Origin of the sequence: Flavobacterium terrae, assembly GCF_900142035.1 — a bacterium.
GTDB classification, from domain to species: Bacteria; Bacteroidota; Bacteroidia; order Flavobacteriales; family Flavobacteriaceae; genus Flavobacterium; species Flavobacterium terrae.
Genome location: NZ_FQZI01000001.1, coordinates 740,678 through 761,043, shown reverse-complemented (window position 1 = coordinate 761,043; position 20,366 = coordinate 740,678). Strand labels below are relative to the sequence as shown.

Genomic DNA, 20,366 nt, shown 5'->3' with positions numbered 1-20,366 from the left:
TGCACTGCTAAACAATGTAAAATGAAATACAAAAGAATACTTCTAAAATTAAGTGGAGAAGCACTAATGGGAGAACGCCAATATGGTATTGATCCAAAAAGACTTAGCGAATATGCTGAGGAAATAAAACAAATTCATGATTTAGGAGTAGAAATAGCAATCGTTATTGGTGGAGGAAACATCTTTAGAGGTGTTGCTGGCGCAAGTAATGGTATGGATCGCGTTCAAGGAGATTACATGGGAATGCTTGCCACAGTTATTAACGGAATGGCACTACAAGGCGCATTAGAAGAAAAAGGAATGTTAACTCGATTGCAAACTGCTTTAAAAATCGAAGCTATTGCAGAACCTTATATTAAACGTAGAGCAGTTAGGCATTTAGAAAAAAATCGCATCGTAATATTTGGTGCTGGAACAGGAAACCCTTACTTTACTACCGATACTGCTGCTGTATTAAGAGGAATTGAAGTAGATGCAGATGTTATTTTAAAAGGAACACGTGTAGACGGCGTCTATAATGCAGATCCAGAAAAAAACCCTGATGCTGTTAAATTCGATTACATTTCTTTTGAAGATGTTCTTGCCAAAGGATTAAATGTAATGGATACTACTGCTTTTACTTTAAGTCAAGAAAATAAATTACCAATAATTGTTTTTGACATGAACAAGGAAGGCAACTTATTAAAAATTTGCAAAGGAGAAAACGTAGGAACTGTAGTTAATATATAATTTTTAATGAATTTAGACAAGTTAGTCTTACTAATAAAAAAGTCTAACACTCTAATAATTTAATAATCTAAAAAATGACTGAAGAAATTAATTTTATACTAGACAGCACTAAAGAATCTATGGAAGGCTCTATTGCTCACTTAGAAAAAGAATTTTTAAATATTCGTGCGGGTAAAGCATCACCACAAATGTTAGGTGGTGTATTTGTAGATTACTATGGATCACAAACACCTTTATCGCAGGTTGCAAACATAAATACACCCGATGCAAGAACTATTACAGTTACTCCTTGGGAAAAAAACATGTTACAACCTATTGAAAAAGCAATTATGATTGCAAACATTGGATTCAACCCAATGAACAATGGTGATAACATTATCATTTCTGTACCACCTTTAACAGAGGAACGTCGTAAAGATTTAGTAAAGCAAGCTAAAGCAGAAGCAGAAGATGCAAAAATTGGTATTCGTAATGCACGTAAAGACGCTAACACAGATATCAAAAAACTAGAAAAAGATGGCACTTCTGAAGACATTTGTAAAACTGCTGAAGAAAATGTACAAAAATTAACAGATGCTTTTATCAAAAAAATAGATGAGCATTTAGCAATCAAAGAAGCTGAAATAATGAAGGTTTAACGATTGAAAATATCCTTATTTAGAATCCGTCTTATTGACGGATTTTTTTATTATTACCAATTTTAACTTTTATATTAACAAAATTTTAATATTTTTGGAAGCCTAGTAACAAATTTAACCTAAAGCTACGCTTATGAAAAGTTTACGACTACATTTTACAATAGCCTTATTATTATTAGTTCAACCAATACTCTTTTCACAAGAAAATATTTTTGCAGGAATTGAAGTAGGAAGTAAAGGAATCAAAATGTCTGTAATAGATGTTTACAACATTAAAAAAGGAGGTTTTAACATAAAATCCTATTGGACTGAAAATGTTGCTTTAGCAAAAGGGATTTCGATAGATGGAAACTTAATTCCAGAAGATATAGATCGTGCAACAACCGTAATAACAAATAATTACAAAAAAATTAAAAACGAAATTGGAGTGGCTGATGGAAACATTTTCATTGTAGGCTCTTCAGGTGTTGCAATGGCAAAAAATACTCAAGCACTTGTAGATAAAGTTAAGGCTGCAATTGGTAAAGAAATGGAATTTATCGATGCTCAAATGGAAGGAAAAATGCTTTTAAAAGGTTGTATTCCACCAGTTGATTATAAAGACTCGATGGTTTTAGATATTGGAGGAGGAAATACAAAAGGAGGATATGTAGATGTTTACAACAGTGAAAATTTTGTGTTTTTCCCACTTAGCTTGAATTACGGTACAATAACATTAACAGAAGCTGTTCTCAAAAAAACTAGGAATGATGAAATTAACGAGTTCAACATTAAGTCTTTTGGATTTTTACCTACACTTCGCGAACAAGTAAACGTTATGTATGGCTCAAAACCAACAGCTCTGGAAAAAGAAAAAGTTTATATGTCAGGTGGTGCAGTTTGGGCATTTTATACCTTATATAATGGGGCTGCAAAGGAAACTTTCAATGAATTTAAGCTAGAAGATGTAATAAACTATGATGCGATTTTGAAAAATAATTTCAAACGATTTGAAGAACTTGCAAAAACCGACAAAGACATTGAAAAAGTTTTAAAAACATATTCGCAAAAATATCTAATCTCAGGTAGCAATATTTTATTAGTATGCCTTGAAGCTATACCTGAAGTGAATAACAAAAAATTATACTTTGCAAAAGAAGGACAAATCGCTTGGCTTGTTTCATACGTAGCTGATCGTTCTAAAAAAGTCAAAAAAATCTACTAGTTCCTACATTTTCTTTTAGAAAATTCTCGACTATTTTTTTTAAGACCTAAGCCCCAAAACAATGCAACGTTATTTTAATTCCTATATAGACAATTTTAAAGGATTTTCTCGTGAAATATGGGTATTAACGCTCATTACTTATATCAACAGAACGGGCGCCATGGTTATGCCCTTCCTGACAAAATATTTACATGAGGAATTTTTCTTTTCATTCAATGAAATTGGATGGATGATGGCATGCATAGGTCTTGGATCATTAACAGGATCGTGGATAGGTGGTAAATTGACTGATAAAATAGGTTATTACACCATAATGCTCTCAAGCCTCTTCTTAACTGGATTTGGAATAATCGCATTAATGTTTTTATATGATTTTGTCGAGTTATGTGTTGGTTTGTTTTTAATCACAGCAATTGCAGACATGTACAAACCAGCAATGTATGTTGCGGTTTCTAACTTTACTAATGATCAAAATAGAACAAGAGCATTAACACTCATTAGACTTGCTGTAAATCTAGGTATAGTTTCGGGACCTATAATTGCAGGTATGCTAATTCAAAAAGACAATTATGATTTATTATTTTGGATTGATGGTTTAACTTGTATTATAGCTATAACAACATTTATGTTACTCATAGATGAAAGTAAAATTTACAAAGCAAGAAAAACAATACTTCGCAAAAAAGAAAATAAAACTCTAATACAAAAAAGTAACATTTACGACAAGAACTTTGTGCTCTTCTTATTTGCTAGTTTCATAACTGCCTTCTTATTTTTTCAATTATTTACAACAATCCCTTTGTATAATACTGAAAAACTGAAGCTAAGTGAAATCGAAATAGGACTTCTGCTTTCGCTTAATGGTATTATTATATTTTTATTCGAAATGCCATTAATAGGTTTTTTGGAAACAAAAAAATACAAAGACACTAAAATAATTTTATCAGGATCTGTGTTCATGACACTCGGGTTCTTTTGTTTATTAATTTCAAAATCAATAACCATAATGGCCTTAAGTATTTTCTTAATTACAATTGGCCAAATATTATTGTTTTCTTTTTCTAATACATTTGCTTTTAATAGAGCTATAAAAGGCCATGAAGGAAAGTATATGGCATTATACACAATGAGTTTTAGTGTAGCACAAATAACTAGTCCTAAAGTTGGATTTACAGTTATCGAAAATTTTAATTACTTTTCAAATTGGTTATTAATGGCTTTGGTTGGAATAATAGGAATCAGCATGTATTATATACTAGACAAAAACATTAAAACAGAAAACAAATTCAAAATACAGTAATATTATCAATGCAAAAAAACACTCAAAAAGTAAATAATAATTTAAAAACTGTAATAGTCCTTTTAGCAACTACGCTAATAGGAAGCATGTATTACATCTATAAGATGTCTGACAGATCTAAAGACATGATTATTTCACTTAGAGAAGAAAAACACAACATTATTAAAGACCTCGAAAAATCTCAGCAATTGTTAACCCAAACTATGACAAACAATAGTTTTTTGTCAAAAAAAGTGACTGCGGAAGAGCTCAAAATAAAAAAACTAATTAGTGAATTAAAACAAAGAAAAAACATTAACGCTAACAATATTGCTGACTACAAAAAAAATGTTACTGATATAGACGAAAAAATAAAACTTCTATTAGACGAAGTAGATGTATATAAAAAGAAAATTGACAGTACTAATTTAGCCTTAAAGAGAGAAAAAACTAAAAACGACACTTTGTTAATTGCACACAAAAAATTGGCAAAAAAAATATCGTCAGCTTCAAAACTTTATTTCTATGATTTAAAAACTAGTTTTTTTAAAACTCGTAATTCAGGTAAACAAATAGAAACAAAGAAAGCTAGCAGAACAGATTTAATAACTGTAACATTTTCAATTGCTGAAAATGACTTCACAAAACCAACAACAAAAGAACTTTATGTTCAAATCATTAACAGTAAAAACAATATTGTTGGCACTAAAAAAGAGAAAAAATTTGGAGGAAAATCATTAGCATACAGCGCTTCTAAAGAAATAAAATATGATGGAAAAACAACTCCTGTAACAATAGAAGTACCAACAAATGATTTAGAATCAGGATCATTTTTTTTAAATGTTTTTGACAAATCTAAATTAATATTGAATTCCTCTTTTGAATTAGAATAATACTTAACACAAAACAAAACCACTAAAATCTGCTTCATGCAGATTTTTTTATGGAATAAATCTATATTTGTAAACCCCTACGGGATATATTCTTCTTAAATGGTTTTAAAAAAGGTTTTTTTAATAGTTTTTCTGTTTTCATTTGGTTTCATAATGAAAATAAAAGCGCAAAAAATTGATTTGTCTGCTGATGAAATAATTAAAAGAACAATTAATCTTTCAAAAACAAACGAAACTAGAAATTTTGAATCTACAACTTATAACAAATTAATAATTACAGCAAATCCAGAATTGATAAACGGTTATATTGATTCAATTTTTGTGATAAAAAGAGGTAAAAAAATCCTTAAAGAAATAGACTCATCCGATTTTAATTTTAAAAAAATAATTTCAAAACAACATTTGTATCAAACAGAGAAAATTTCAAAATTCAAAACTCTAAATGGTCAAAACAAAGAGATTATTTTAGCAACAAGAATGGCCGGTTTCAAAGAACCGATTTACGAATATTTTGCACTTCAATTACAACCACAATCCGTTTACGATCATAAATACTCATTAGTAGAAAAAGAATATTACAATCCTATTTCAAAAAGAGGCCTTTCAAAATACAATTACAACTTAAAAGAAGTAATTCAACTAGAAGACCGAAAAGTTTACAGAATAGAATTTGAACCAAAGACTGAAAGCAAAAAAAACAAACTCTATGGTACATTATTTATCGACGCAGAAAAATTCAGCATTGCAAAATTAGAACTCAGAGTATCAAGAATTCTAAAAGTTTTTTCTTTACATGAATTTGATTTTAATGTTGAAATTAACAACTGGATCCCTAAAAAAACTAGTTTAACTATTAAAAAAGGGAATAGCAAAGCTCCTATAAAAATTTTAGGTGAAACAATTACTTTTGAAGGAACAGATCCAAAATTAAATCCAGGAAATAAAAAATACGCCTCAGATTTTATAGAAATCAAATCGAATACTACCTATTTTGAACCTCGATTTAATCAAATATCTAGCCTAAACCAAAATGACACAGAAATTGAGATTAACGAAAAGGCAATTTCAAAAAAAGATAATTTATGGTATACATACTTTAATGATTCGACCGATGTAAGAAGTAATCCTACTTACATTTCATTGGATAGTTTGGTACAAAAAAGAAGATGGGAAAACAAAATAAAAATTGGACGAAAAGTAATTAACGGCTACTATCCTATTGGGTTTTTTGATGTTGACTTAAGATACCTTATTCGTTACAACAACTACGAAGGGTTTAGATTAGGAATTGGGGGAGTAACAAACGAAAAACTGTCAAAAAGATATAAAATTGAAGGATATGGCGCATATGGAACAAAAGACGGTTTCTTTAAAGTATTTATATCCAATGCTCTAAAAATAGGAAATCAATCTGAAACCTGGCTTGGTCTCTCTTATAAAGATGATTTGAGTGAAATTGCTAACACAAACTTTGAAATTGACAAACGTGTTTTTAAAATTTACGATCCTAGACCTTTCAATATTAGTACATTTTATAATCATGAGACCTGGAAAGCTTTTTTAGAAACGAAAATGATTCCTAAAACTCAAAGTGTTTTTCAAATTACTCATAGTTTCATTGAACCTAAATTTGATTATTTTTTTGAAAATAACGGTGTATTATATGATGACTTTTACGCTACAATATTTACTGCATCTTTACAATGGAACCCTTTCAGCAAATACATGCAGACACCTAGCGGAAAAATTGAAATTGAAAAAAAGTTTCCAAAATTTACATTTCAAATCTCGCAATCGTTAGATGGAGTTTGGAACAATTATTTTGATTTCGGTAAATTTGAATTTAGATTTGATTATCAGAAAAAATTCAATTCAAATCATAAAATACTTTTTTTAGCAGAAACAGGATATGCTTATGGAGATGTCCCAATAACTCATTTATATAATCATTCTCCAAATAATCTCAACAAGAATAAAATTTTAAAAAGAATAACTTTTGCCGGAAGAGACAGCTTTGAAACTATGTTTTACAATGAATTTATTTCAAACAAGCATGCTTTTTTCCAATTAGAACATCAATTCCCTAAACTAGAAATATCAAGAAGAATAAAACCTGTTTTCTCATTAGTTAGTCGATACGGAATAGGCACTCTTGACAACAAGGAAAAACACAAAAACTTTTATTTCAAAACACTTGATAAAGGGTTTTTAGAATCAGGTTTCGAATTAAATCAAATTTACAGAGGCATAGGTTTTACTGCTACTTATAGATATGGTGCAAATCATTTACCCCAATTTGAAGATAATATTGCCATAAAATTGAGTATACAAATCAATTTAGGGTTTAATAATTAAAACCGAAGGCAAATTACTCAGCCAAATATTATTGGTAGCTACTAATTTTTTCCAACTTTCTAAACTAACTAACATTAAATCCTGCTTAACAAGGAATGATGCATTAACTTGCTCTTCTTTCACAAAAGAAATATTATCTGGATATTCTTTATCTAATGTTTCCACAGCATTATTAATTAAGTAATTATTTTCTACTTGATTTTGTATATTCACTTTCGAATTGTTATTGTAAACAAACTTCTGAATATAATCTACTAAAAAAGCATCTTCAAAATTAAAAAGAGGAACAAAAATCTTATCTATAGATTGCAATTCGTTGTCTACTAAAATTCCTAGAGGAGTTTCATTTTTTGCAATAATTTGACGTGTTCTTTCATCAAAAATAGAATTAGAAAACAAACCTTCTTTTCCAGTTAGTTTATCTAATAATCTATCAGGATTTATAATTCTAGTAGTAAATCCAAGCACTTTCCCTAAAATAGTTCCTTCGAAAATAGATTTACCCAAACCAACTAATAATAAATCATAATCACCTTGCTTTGCGATCTCAGCAATATCATTTTCTATATCTGTGGTTGCTTTGAAAATAGTTTTAATCTCTACGTTTAAGAGTTTTGATTTTTCTAAAATAGGTTCAAAAGTTTCCTTTTCGTACTCTTCAATATTAAAGCCATGAATTTCATCACTCAAAGACAAATGCATAGCTGTCAAAGCTGCTTTTTCTTTTTGCTTTTTAGTTAAAGCATTGGCAACATTCAAAAGTGACTTTCCTTTCTCATAATTCCCAAAAGAAATCAAAATTTTAAATTTGCTAACCGCTTGCTCAATTTCAGGAATTACAACATCTTTTGTTTTAAATATAAAATTAATTACATCCAAAGCTGGACCTGTCATTAGTGTTGTTACTAATGCCATAATTACCATCATGGTAAAAATTTCTGAAGATAAAACCCCTAAATCATAGCCAATATTTAAAACTACAAGTTCCATTAACCCTCTTGTGTTCATGAGCGCTCCAATTGTAAAACTATCTTTCCAATCCTGTCCTACAACTTTAGCAGCAATAGCACTTCCTAAGAACTTACCAATAACGGCTACGAGTATAATAAGTCCTGTTACTTTCCATAAATAAGGGTCATTAATTAATCCAATTTGTGTTCTCAAACCAGTAAAAACAAAAAACAATGGGAGAAGTAAAATCAAAGCTATATCTTCAACTTTATCAATAAAAATATTTCTAAACTTTGTTATATCTGGCATAATTGCCCCTGTCATAAAGGCACCAAATAATGCATGAATACCTATCACTTCGGTACAATAAGAAGAAATGATTAAGGTTAAAAAGAAAATAGCTACAACAGGCTTACTTAAATTATCGTTTTTACCATACAAATCTCCTACTCTTTTAAGGAAAGGTTTTACTAAAAACAACATTACAATTACATACAAAGCCGCTAACCCTATCACATACAAAGCACTTACAAAACTACCTGCTTTAACAATAGCTATCACTACAGCGAGTAAACACCAAGCAGTAATATCATCTGCTGCTGCACAAGTAATCACTATAGTTCCTAATCTAGTTTTGTGTATTCCGCGTTCTTGTACAATTCTTGCAAGTACAGGAAAAGCTGTAATACTCATTGCAATTCCAAGAAAAAGACTAAATGATAAAAATTCAACACCTTGTGGTGCAAACTTGTGGTAAATAGAATACGCCAAAACCATGCCCAATGCAAAGGGGATAACAATACTTGCATGACTTATAATAACAGCATCATTCGCTTTATTTTTAAGAACTTTTAAATCCAATTCCATTCCTATAACAAACATGAATAGAATTAATCCAATTTGACTTAAAAACTGAAGATTTGCTAACGATTCTACAGGAAATAATACACTTGAAAACTCAGGAAAATACATTCCAACAAGAGAAGGTCCTAAAAAAATTCCAGCTATAATTTCACCTATAACAGAAGGTTGACCTATCTTTTTAAAAATCCAGCCAAAAAAGCGAGCTATAATTATTATTGTAATTATTTGAGCTAATAGAATTGCTAAAGGGTGTTCTAAATTATGGCTTAACGCAATAAGGAAATCATTCCAATAAGTATTTTTTGAGGTGGGAGCTATTATTTTTCTACCTATTTCTAATCCTTTACCTTCCCCTACTATCCAATACATAAGGGTTGTAAAGACTCCTGTCACTGCAAAATAAAAAATTGCGTTTTTAAGATTTTTCATAATTGAAACATCAAATTTCGAGAACAAAGATGACAAAATAATTATTCTAATAAAATAGCGAATTAAGATTTATTCAAGATTTAAAAAAATGTTATTATTCAATTTACTTTTAAGGGTTTTCTGTACTTTTGTTGGTACTTTATTTACCTATGAAAAAATTATTAAGTATTGGTTTTTGGGAATTAATTGCCCGAATTATTTTAAGAAACAGAATTCTAATTATAAGCATTGTTACCCTTATTACAATTCTTTTAGCAAGCCAGTGGAAAAATATTATATTTACTCAAACAGAAGCCAATCTAATTCCTGCAGACGACAAAGTAAATGTCGACTACAATAATTTCTTAGATAAGTTTGGCGAAGAGGGTAATTTGATTGTTATCGCTACTAAAGACCCTAAATTATTTACTCCAAAAGTATTTAAGGCTTGGAGTGAAATGATGTCTACAATAAGCAAACATAAGGAAGTCGATTTAGTTATTTCTGTAGACAATTTAAAAGTTTTAACCAAAAACGATTCATTGGAAAAATTTGCTCTTAAAAATCTTGTAGATAAATCTAAGGTTGAAAAGCAAAATTATTTAAACCAAATAAAATCCGAATTACTAAATAATTTACCCTTCTATGAAGGATTATTATTCAATAAAAAGACTGGTTCTATTCGTTCTGCCATATATCTTGACAAGAAAATTGTAAATACAAAAGCACGTAAGGAATATGTTCTAAACAGCTTAATTCCAGAAATAGAAAAGTTTGAAAACGAAACTAAAATTGATTTACGTGCATCTGGCATGCCTTATATTCGTACACTAAATGCTAAGACAATTATTGACGAAATTGGATTATTCATTGGAGCGGCTCTACTAATTACTGGCTTAATTTTCTTTATTTTTTTCAGATCATTCAGAGCTACTTTAATTTCTTTAATTATTGTAATTATTGGTGTAATGTGGTCATTTGGACTACTCGGTTTATTAGGTTATGAGGTTACTGTTTTAACTGCACTTGTTCCTACGCTGGTTATTGTAATTGGAATCCCTAATTGTATTTTCTTAATCAACAAATACCATCAGGAATTCGCAAAACATGCAAACAAAGCCAAGGCTTTGCAAAGGGTTATTACCAAAACTGGTACAGCAACATTTATGACCAATCTAACAACTGCATTTGGTTTTGCAACATTTATTGGTACAAATAACGATTTATTAATAGAATTCGGAATTGTTTCCTCGATTGCCATAATGTGTATCTACCTATTGTGTGTTTTTATAATTCCTATTTTCTTTAGTTTTATTTCTTCCCCTTTAAACAGGCATCTTTTACATTTAAACCGTGATTATCTTAATTCATTTATGAAATGGATTGTAAACACAGTTAAATACAAAAAAGTTGAAGTCTATTCGGTTGCCGTTGTTCTTTTAATTGTTGGACTTATTGGAATTCATAAAATAAAAATTTCAGGAAGCATTTTAGAAGATATGCCCAAAAAGACCTCTTTTTTTAATGACATTTTATTTTTTGAAAAAGAGTTTAATGGAGTGCTTCCTCTTGAAATAATGATTGATACTAAGCGTAAAAAAGGAGTAATGAAATTGTCGACTTTAAAACGTATGGATGAATTAGAAGAGACAATAACTGATATTCCTGAGTTATCTAAACCGCTTTCAGTAGTTAGCTTAATCAAATACTCTAAACAAGCATATTACAATAACAATCCTGAGTTTTTTGAACTTCCTACAGCTCAAGAACAATCATTTATTTTGTCTTATGCCAAAAATGCCACACAAAATTCTAAGGAAAATTTAATGAAAAGTTATGTAGACAGCACAGGTCAATATGCTCGAATAACAACTTTCATTAAGGATGAAAATGGCAAAAACATGGAAGCTATTGAGGAGCAAATTAGAGCAAAAGCGAACAAGCTTTTCCCTTCTCCTCGTTATGAAGTTATTATTACAGGCAAACCCTCTGTATTTCAAAAAGGGACAAAATACTTATTAGACAATTTAGTGTCTTCATTAATACTTGCTTTCTTATTAACTGGAGGATTAGTAGCCATCATGTTTCGTTCTTTTAAAATGGTAATTGTCTCTATCGTTCCTAACCTATTACCGTTAATAATGACTGCTGGATTAATGGGATTCTTAAACATTCCTTTAAAACCATCTACAATTTTAGTTTTTGGTATCGCATTTGGATTATCTGTTGATGATACTTTACGATTTTTAGCTCAATACAGATTGGAATTAAGTCGAAACGAATGGAAAATTAAAAAATCTGTTTTTGCCACTTTTGACGATGCTGGAATTAGTATGTTTTATACTTCCATAGTATTGTTTTTTGGATTCTCGGTATTTATGCTATCAAGTTTTGGAGGAACGGTAGCACTTGGAGGATTGGTCGCTTTAACTTTATTCTTTGGCATGCTTTCCAACTTAGTTTTACTACCATCATTAGTTCTTTCCCTAAACAGAACATTAGCCAATGAACAAGAATTTATCAAACCAACTATCGACATTTTAGAACCTACGGACGAAGAAGTAGATGCTATAGAGAAAAAAGATTAATTTTAAATTACATATTTGTATTAATATTCTTACTTTAGTAAAAACTTAGTACAAAATGAATAGCGTTATAATTACGGTAACAGGAGTAGAAACTGGGGATATATATTATTCTCGATCCTATCCTGATGATGACTTCAATGACAATGGTAAAATTGAGCTTTATAGCACTCCTGTTTACAAAGTAACTATTGAAAATACTTTAAACAGCACAATGAAAAAGGAGTGGAAAGCATTGCGTTTTATGCCTTTTTGGAACGACCCATCTTCTCCATCTTCATCATACAAAACAAAAGGGTGGGTAAATTCAGGATTAACAAGCGTAGCAAAAAAGAAAGTTCCAATGTATGATAAAAACTATGCTACTCACAATAGATTTTCTCCATTTGGTGGTGCTTTTCAAATACAAGGAAACTTTTTAATTCATGCTGGTCCATCAGATATTAACGAATCAGGGTGGGGCGCAGCTGGCTGTGTAGAAATTATTGGAAGTTTTGATGATTTCAAAAAAGACATTGCCAACTTAGCTGGAATTAGTACAAAAGACCTACACCAATCTATGATTGATTTAGTTAAAGCAGGCAAGCTTTTTGTAGAAGTTCAATATGCTTTACGTCCTAATTTAAAATCAAAATTCTATGCTGAATATTAATTGCAACACAAAAGTCATTTTTCAAATATTTTTTCTATTTTATTTAACAATAAACACCTTAAGTTGTCAAGAAACAAATCATAAAAGTGAATACAAAGTAATTAAGAGAAAATCTAACGAAGTCAGTCTAGAAACAAATAAAATTAAATCAAAAACTGAAAAAGAAGACATACGATTTATAAAAGAAATAACTTCTAAGATTAATCCAAGATTATTTGACAATATCAAAAAAGTAGTTATTAGTGACGAAGTAACTATACATAAAGTAAAAGACACTATAACTTATATTGTTTATGATTTTATCATCAAAAAAAATACTAATCTAAAAGAAATTGAGCAAACCTCTTTATTCGGTATTAAAAGAATAAGTTTATACGAAACACCTGTTATTTGCAGAAGTTTTTTCAATCAAGAAAAAGTAACGTGTGTATGTAGAAACAGTTTTGAACCAGAATATATTAAAGACGAAGGATTCATCATCACAATTAAAGAAGATACTGAAAGTCGAATAAATAAAAAATCTAAATAACAAAAAAGAGCACTTAAATAAGTGCTCTTTTCAGTAGATTTGAGGCAAAATATTAATTAAAGAAAGGGGCGTCTAATTTATATTTAAAAGCACCATTAGTCAATTCATACGAACCTTCATAAACCGATCCGTTTCTGCGTTGATATGTAAAATTAAAAGTTCCTTTAATTGTACTTGTAGCTAGATTAAACTCCGTAATTGTCAAACTTCCAGAAACTAATCTTGTTTTAGTCTCTCCTCCTATTTCAATTAAACGAGCAACACAATCTAATCCATTTATTCCAGTAGTCAAATCATCACTTAAATTATATGTACCTACTGCCCATTTACATTCTGGAATTCTAATATCAATTAATATAGATGTTGATTGAGGAGCATCTGTTAATGTAATATCAGAACCTTGTAATAATAAATAATTATACTGAACCGTTGGAGTCATTTGGTATGTTTCAACTTCTGTCTGCATAGAAGTAACTCCTGTATATGTTTGCGGTCTCAAATTCACGTAAGGAACATTATTAAGATCCCCAGACATAAAAGTAGGTTCAATTAGATTTTGATTTTGAATTCTTTCTGCAGTAACATCATTAGGTTCTACTGTACACGATGTAACTATTGCAACAATGAAACTTAAAATTAGGGCTATTTTTTTCATTTGTAAGGCTTTACGTTTTTTTTGCAAAAATAAAACCAAAAACAAGAAGACATGTATTTTTATTGTAAAAAAATGATTAAACCTTTAATAATTATCAAAAATGCAATCAAAAACCGTGATAGTATTAACAAAAAAACAATAAATATCAATTTTTAATAACAATAGTTTAATACCATCAACCGCCAAGCTAAGAACTTAATAATTCACAAATTCATAATGAATTTTGAAATATTTTAGCAAATTCTTAATTTTTGAAACAAATAACTAAAAATCAAATATTTAACACCAAAATACAACCAAAACAATAAAGTTACCACTATAACTAATTCACTCAAAAAAGTTATAATTCCGCCTTATTAATGCACAACTTTCAATCTTTCAGTTTTCATCCAAAAGAATTATATTTGCAGTTAATAATATTCTCTAGATTCTAAATTCTAATATTTAAGATGAAACATACAAAAGTTAAAGACTTACTAAACAGCACGAAGACATTACAAGAAGTAACAGCAAAAGGATGGGTAAGAACTTTTAGAAATAATCAATTTATTGCGTTGAACGATGGTTCGACTATTCATAATATTCAGTGTGTAGTAGATTTTGAAAATACGCCAGAAACAACTTTAAAAAGAATTACAACTGGAGCAGCGATTTGTGTTAGTGGAGAACTAGTAGAAAGTCAAGGAGCAGGACAGAAATATGAAATTCAAGTTAAAAAACTTGAAATTTTAGGAGATTCTGATGCAGAGAAATTCCCAATGCAACCTAAAAAGCACTCCTTAGAGTTTTTACGTGAAAATGCTCACTTACGTGTGAGAACAAATGCATTTGGAGCTATTATGCGTGTTCGCTCTGTTTTATCATTTGCTGTACACCAATATTTCCAACAAAAAGGATTTGTTTACGTTAATACACCAATCATTACTGGTTCTGATGCTGAAGGAGCTGGTGAGATGTTTCAAGTAAGTGCATTGCCTTTTGACAACACTCCAAGAACAGAAGAAGGCAAAGTAAACTACAAAGAGGATTTCTTTGGAAAACAAACTAACTTAACCGTTTCAGGACAATTAGAAGCCGAGACTTACGCGATGGCCTTAGGTCAAGTTTATACTTTTGGACCTACTTTCCGTGCCGAAAATTCGAACACGTCTCGTCACTTAGCAGAATTCTGGATGATTGAACCAGAAGTCGCTTTCAATGATTTAGCAGACAACATGGATTTAGCAGAAGATTTCATTAAATATGTAATTAAATATGCTGTTGATCATTGTGCTGATGATTTGAAGTTCTTAGAAACTCGTTTAGCTGATGAAGAAAAACAAAAGCCTCAAGCTGAACGTAGCGAGATGTCTTTATTAGAGAAATTAAACTTCGTATTAGATAACAACTTCAAACGTGTTTCATACACTGAAGCTATTGATATTTTAAAGGATTCTACCCCTAATAAAAAGAAAAAATTCCAATATCTAATTGAAGAATGGGGAGCAGATTTACAAAGTGAACACGAACGTTTCTTAGTTGAAAAACACTTCAAATCTCCAGTAATATTGTTCGATTATCCTGCAAAAATAAAAGCATTTTACATGCGTTTAAACGACAATACAGAACCTGGAAAAGAAACTGTTCGCGCAATGGATATTTTATTCCCTGGAATTGGAGAAATTGTAGGAGGTTCACAAAGAGAAGAACGCCTAGATGTTTTAATTGAAAAAATGAAAACTCTTGGGATCGACGAAGAAGAATTATGGTGGTATCTTGATACACGCCGTTTTGGAACAGCTGTACACTCAGGATTTGGTTTAGGGTTTGAGCGTTTAGTATTATTCGTAACTGGTATGGGTAACATTCGCGACGTGATTCCATTCCCTAGAACACCTCAAAACGCAGAATTCTAAAATAAGTAGATTCGTTTATTTGGTTATTTGTTTTTAAATATTCAAATAACCAAATTCAATAATAACCGAATATTCAAACATGTTAAAACAAAACTTACAGTTTAAATTATCTCAGAAACTTTCTCCTCAACAAATTCAGTTGATGAAGCTAATTCAATTGCCTACTCAGGCTTTTGAACAACGCCTTATGGAGGAAATGAATGAAAATCCAGCTTTAGAAGGAGGTAATTTAGATGATGAAGATAAGTTCGAAAAAGATGAATTTGACAACAATGACGAATATGATGACTATGATGACAGTGATAGCATTGATGCCAATGACATTAATATTGATGAATATTTAAGTAACGACGAAACTCCTGACTACAAAACGCAAACAAATAATTACAGTGACGATGATGAGGATAGAGATATTCCATTTGTAGCTGCTGTAAGTTTCCATCAAGATTTAGTCAATCAACTTAATACATTTGTTTTAAGTGATGATCAACGTGATATAGCCGATTTCTTAGTTGGAAGTATTGATGATGATGGTTATCTAAGAAGAAGCATTGCCGATGTTGTAGATGACATGGCATTCACACAAGGGATTTACACTGATGAAGAAACAGTCAATAAAATTCTTTGCCATATCATACATGAGCTGGAACCATCTGGAGTTGGTGCACGCGATTTGCAAGAATGTTTGTTATTGCAATTAAAACACAAAACCCCTACTGAATCTGTTGATTTAGCTATAAAAATTATTGAAGATCAGTTCGATGCTTTTACAAAAAAGCATTACGAAAAATTACTTCAAAAATATAACGTTTCTAAAGATCAGCTTAAAAAAGCAATCGATGAAATAGAAAAATTGAACCCTAAACCTGGAGGTTCATTTAGCGGAAACACAAAAATTACTGAACACATCGTTCCTGATTTTGCCATTAAAATTATCGATGATGAATTAGAGCTTACTTTAAATGGGCGTAATGCCCCAGAGCTTCATGTCTCAAAAGATTATCAAGAGATGATGAAGACCTATAAAGACTCTAAAGACAAGTCAAACGCACAACGTGATGCGGTTCAATTCATCAAACAGAAATTAGATTCAGCAAAATGGTTTATTGACGCCATTAAACAACGCCAGGAGACATTATTTGTCACAATGAATGCCATTATGCATTTCCAACAAGAATATTTTCTTGATGGCGATGAAACCAAGTTAAAACCAATGATCTTAAAAGACATTGCAGATATGGTTGGTCTTGATATATCAACTGTTTCTCGTGTAGCAAATAGTAAATATGTAGATACTCCTTACGGAACAAAACTTTTAAAAGAGTTTTTTAGCGAAGCTATGGTAAATGACCAAGGTGAAGAAGTTTCTACAATAGAAATTAAAAAGATACTAGAACAAGTTATTTCCGAAGAAGACAAACGCAAACCATTACCAGATGATCAGTTGGCAGAACTTTTAAAAGAAAGAGGTTATCCAATTGCCAGAAGAACTGTTGCTAAATATAGAGAACAACTGGACATTCCGGTAGCCAGAATGCGTAAAAAGATTTAATTTGAAAAAAGTATTACCTTTTTTTTCATTTGCCTTTCACCCTATTTTCATATCGGTGTTTGCAGCTATTTTCTTTTTTTTAACTTCAGAAAAATTCTTAGACTACGAAACTGTCTATTTGTATTTCTTACAAATTCTTATCATTACCGTCTTTATACCTTTAGCATGTTTCTATTTGCTTGTATCACTCAACAAAATAGACTCAATAATGGTTACAAAGGTCTCACAAAGGAAAATACCATTGTTTTTACAATCATTACTATTAATTATTCTAATAACTAAAAGCATAACTGTTGAAGAATTACCAGAACTGTTCTATTTTTACTTAGGAAGTATTATTAGTAGCCTATTAGCATTGTTATTAGCCTTTTTTCATAAAAAAGCAAGCTTACACATGTTAGGGATATCATCCTTAACAATCTTCTGTATCTTTTGCTCTATTAGATTTCAATACAAACCAGTAATGCTCATTTCTGTTCTTTTATTGCTTAATGGCCTAGTTGCATCATCAAGACTATACATGAAAGCGCACACACCAAAAGAACTTCTTTTAGGTTATACAATAGGGATATTACCACAACTATTTTTAACCATCTTTTGGTTATAAAATATAAAACATTAGACCTAAATTAAGAGATTGCATTTTTAACGGCTCTTGGCTATTAAAAGAAACATCTTTGAAAATATCTTGAAGACCATAATATCCATAAAAATTCCAAGTATTAAAACCAGTAGTTAAATAAACACCGTAAGAAAACTTATTAAAATCTGGGTTATTATTTATTTTAAAACTTTCATTTGGCCCAATATACCTTGATTGATTAAGAAAATTATAACTCAATTTAACACCTGCGTAAATCCTCCAAAATTTATGTGATTCAAAAGTAGAAGTTCTCCAACGTAATTCTATTGGAACATCAATTGAATATATTGCAAATTTATTTTTTTTGTAATCTATACCTCCATCAATAGCAGAATAAGATCTTTCACCATCTCGTTCTGAAATAAGTAAATTCTGTTTATAATTATTATATGAAAGACCTAAACCAGGCGCAACCGCAAAAGTCCTCAACTTATTAACTGGAAAATCTCTCAAAAAACCAACTCCAAAACCAGCAGAATAAGAGTTTTGCGAAATAGCTTTAGGAGCATTTTGAATAGCATTGTATGTGGTAACAAAATAGAATTGATCTTCTCTATATAAAGAATCTATTGCTTCAAAATCAGGAACCTCTTGAGAAAAGGCATTGTAAAATGAAAAAAATAAAATAATTGAAAAAAAACTTTTCATCGTATAAATTATTGCATAAAGATAACAAAAATAAAAAAAGCCCTTCTTTAGAAAGGGCTTTTTAAATATTATATTTTATTAAGCATGGTGTAACTCTTCTTCACCTTCTTTCATTGGTGTAGTTTGAGGCACAAAGTCATCATCATGACCTGGCTTACTGTAATCATATGGCCATCTGTGAACTGTTGGTAATTCTCCTGGCCAGTTACCATGAATATGTTCAACTGGTGCAGTCCACTCCAATGTATTCGATTTCCAAGGGTTTTGAACAGATTTTTTACCATAGAAAATACTATAGAAGAAATTCCACATAAACACTAATTGAAAAGCAGCTCCAACTAAAGCGAATGTCGTAATTAAAACATTTACATCTGCTAAATCATCAAATAATGGGAAATTAGAGTTTGTATAATAACGACGTGGTAAACCAGCCATTCCTATAAAGTGCATTGGATAGAATACTCCGTAAGCACAAACTGCAGTAACCCAGAAGTGAATATAACCTAAGTTTTTGTTCATCATTCTACCAAACATTCTTGGAAACCAGTGGTAAACACCAGCAAAGAATCCATACAATGCAGAGATACCCATTACTAAGTGGAAGTGAGCCACAACGAAATATGTATCGTGAACATTAATATCTAAAGTTGAATCTCCTAAAATGATACCTGTTAAACCTCCAGAGATAAAAGTAGAAACTAATCCAATAGAGAATAACATTGCAGGATTTAACTGTAAGTTACCTTTCCATAATGTAGTGATATAGTTAAATGCTTTTACAGCAGAAGGAATTGCAATTAACAACGTAGTAAATGTAAATACAGACCCTAAGAATGGGTTCATACCTGAAATGAACATGTGGTGACCCCATACAATTGTTGATAAGAAAGCAATAGCTAAAATTGACGCAATCATCGCACGGTATCCAAAGATTGGCTTACGAGAATTCGTAGCAATAATCTCAGAAGTGATACCTAAAGCTGGTAATAATACAATATATACTTCAGGGTGTCCTAAGAACCAGAATAAGTGCTCAAATAATACAGGAGAACCTCCTTGGTAATGTAAAACTTCACCAGAAATAAAAATATCTGACAAGAAGAAAGAAGTCCCAAAACTTCTATCCATGATTAACATCAAGGCAGCAGATAATAATACTGGGAATGATACGATACCAATAACAGCAGTAATGAAGAATGCCCATACTGTAAGAGGCAATCTTGTCATTGACATACCTTTAGTTCTTAAATTGATCACCGTTACCACATAGTTTAATGATCCCATTAACGAAGAAGCAATGAAGATAGCCATTGAAACTAACCATAATGTCATACCAGTTCCTGAACCAGGAATTGCTTGTGGTAAAGCTGATAATGGAGGATAGATTGTCCAACCTGCAGATGCTGGTCCTGACTCAACAAATAATGAACAAATCATTACAACTGATGAAGTAAAGAACAACCAGTAAGAAATCATATTTAAAAATCCTGATGCCATATCACGAGCACCAATTTGTAACGGAATTAACAAGTTACTGAAAGTACCACTCAAACCTGCAGTCAATACAAAGAATACCATGATAGTACCATGTATTGTAACTAAAGCCAGATAAATATCATTTCGCATAACTCCACCTGGAGCCATTTTTTCACCTAATAAGAATTTGAAAATACCAAAAGACTCTTCTGGCCAAGCAATCTGCATTCTAAAAAGTAATGACATCACTACACCAACGATTCCCATAATAATACCTGTAATCAAGTATTGTTTAGCAATCATTTTATGATCTATACTAAAAATATATTTAGTGATGAATGTATCTTTATGGTGGTGTGCGTGATCGTGATCGTGTGCGTGATCGTGGTCATGTCCTGCTGCTCCCATAG

At 30.7% G+C, this 20,366-nt stretch carries 16 protein-coding genes; 12 read left to right on the top strand and 4 right to left on the bottom strand.

The features are described 5' to 3' along the window. Window positions 1-21 precede the first annotated feature (21 nt). The 6 genes from pyrH to BUC09_RS03410 all read left to right on the top strand — a co-directional run bounded on the left by pyrH (window position 22) and on the right by BUC09_RS03410 (window position 7,098). Window positions 22-729, top strand: a complete 708-nt coding sequence (gene pyrH / locus BUC09_RS03435) for a UMP kinase (protein ID WP_073308701.1) — start codon at window positions 22-24, stop codon at window positions 727-729. Between the two features lie 74 nt (window positions 730-803). Next, the gene (frr, locus tag BUC09_RS03430) at window positions 804-1,367 is read left to right on the top strand and encodes a ribosome recycling factor (protein WP_073308699.1); all 564 of its coding nucleotides are present in this window, start codon (window positions 804-806) and stop codon (window positions 1,365-1,367) included. A gap of 133 nt (window positions 1,368-1,500) precedes the next feature. Next, entirely contained in the window at window positions 1,501-2,571 is a 1,071-nt protein-coding gene (locus tag BUC09_RS03425; protein WP_073308697.1) for a Ppx/GppA phosphatase family protein, read from the top strand. 61 nt (window positions 2,572-2,632) lie between these two features. After that, window positions 2,633-3,871, top strand: a complete 1,239-nt coding sequence (locus BUC09_RS03420; RefSeq protein WP_073308695.1) for an MDR family MFS transporter — start codon at window positions 2,633-2,635, stop codon at window positions 3,869-3,871. A gap of 8 nt (window positions 3,872-3,879) precedes the next feature. Then, on the top strand, window positions 3,880-4,743 hold the full coding sequence (locus BUC09_RS03415; protein WP_073308693.1) for a hypothetical protein: 864 nt from the start codon (window positions 3,880-3,882) through the stop codon (window positions 4,741-4,743). Between the two features lie 153 nt (window positions 4,744-4,896). After that, entirely contained in the window at window positions 4,897-7,098 is a 2,202-nt protein-coding gene (locus BUC09_RS03410) for a DUF5686 family protein (protein ID WP_234972512.1), read from the top strand. Here the strand turns inward: BUC09_RS03410 and BUC09_RS03405 are convergent. After that, the gene (locus tag BUC09_RS03405; RefSeq protein WP_073308682.1) at window positions 7,081-9,342 is read right to left on the bottom strand and encodes a cation:proton antiporter domain-containing protein; all 2,262 of its coding nucleotides are present in this window, start codon (window positions 9,340-9,342) and stop codon (window positions 7,081-7,083) included. The genes BUC09_RS03410 and BUC09_RS03405 overlap by 18 nt on opposite strands. Before the next feature lie 149 nt (window positions 9,343-9,491). Between BUC09_RS03405 and BUC09_RS03400 the strand changes: the two genes are divergently transcribed. Genes BUC09_RS03400 through BUC09_RS03390 form a run of 3 tightly spaced genes read left to right on the top strand, consistent with a single transcriptional unit; the run spans window position 9,492 to window position 13,087 of the window. Further along, entirely contained in the window at window positions 9,492-11,909 is a 2,418-nt protein-coding gene (locus BUC09_RS03400) for an efflux RND transporter permease subunit (protein ID WP_073308680.1), read from the top strand. A 55-nt stretch (window positions 11,910-11,964) separates the two neighbouring features. Continuing rightward, window positions 11,965-12,558, top strand: a complete 594-nt coding sequence (locus BUC09_RS03395; protein WP_073308678.1) for a hypothetical protein — start codon at window positions 11,965-11,967, stop codon at window positions 12,556-12,558. Then, the gene (locus BUC09_RS03390) at window positions 12,545-13,087 is read left to right on the top strand and encodes a hypothetical protein (protein ID WP_073308676.1); all 543 of its coding nucleotides are present in this window, start codon (window positions 12,545-12,547) and stop codon (window positions 13,085-13,087) included. The genes BUC09_RS03395 and BUC09_RS03390 overlap by 14 nt, the downstream gene beginning before the upstream one ends. Window positions 13,088-13,139: 52 nt before the next feature. Here the strand turns inward: BUC09_RS03390 and BUC09_RS03385 are convergent, their stop codons facing one another. Continuing rightward, entirely contained in the window at window positions 13,140-13,742 is a 603-nt protein-coding gene (locus tag BUC09_RS03385) for a hypothetical protein (RefSeq protein ID WP_143161856.1), read from the bottom strand. Window positions 13,743-14,191: 449 nt separating this feature from the next. Between BUC09_RS03385 and asnS the strand changes: the two genes are divergently transcribed. From asnS to BUC09_RS03370, 3 genes are all read left to right on the top strand, one after another. Next, a complete protein-coding gene (gene asnS / locus BUC09_RS03380; RefSeq protein ID WP_073308672.1) occupies window positions 14,192-15,637 on the top strand; it encodes an asparagine--tRNA ligase in 1,446 nt (481 codons plus the stop codon). A gap of 79 nt (window positions 15,638-15,716) precedes the next feature. Continuing rightward, the gene (gene rpoN / locus BUC09_RS03375; RefSeq protein ID WP_073308670.1) at window positions 15,717-17,189 is read left to right on the top strand and encodes an RNA polymerase factor sigma-54; all 1,473 of its coding nucleotides are present in this window, start codon (window positions 15,717-15,719) and stop codon (window positions 17,187-17,189) included. Window positions 17,190-17,397: 208 nt separating this feature from the next. Further along, the gene (locus tag BUC09_RS03370) at window positions 17,398-17,796 is read left to right on the top strand and encodes a hypothetical protein (RefSeq protein ID WP_234972511.1); all 399 of its coding nucleotides are present in this window, start codon (window positions 17,398-17,400) and stop codon (window positions 17,794-17,796) included. Here BUC09_RS03370 and BUC09_RS03365 read toward each other — a convergent pair. After that, window positions 17,791-18,480, bottom strand: coding sequence for a porin family protein (locus BUC09_RS03365; RefSeq protein ID WP_073308666.1), 690 nt, complete (start codon window positions 18,478-18,480; stop codon window positions 17,791-17,793). The genes BUC09_RS03370 and BUC09_RS03365 overlap by 6 nt on opposite strands. A 78-nt stretch (window positions 18,481-18,558) precedes the next feature. Further along, a complete protein-coding gene (locus BUC09_RS03360) occupies window positions 18,559-20,364 on the bottom strand; it encodes a cytochrome c oxidase subunit I (RefSeq protein ID WP_073308664.1) in 1,806 nt (601 codons plus the stop codon). Window positions 20,365-20,366 lie beyond the last annotated feature (2 nt).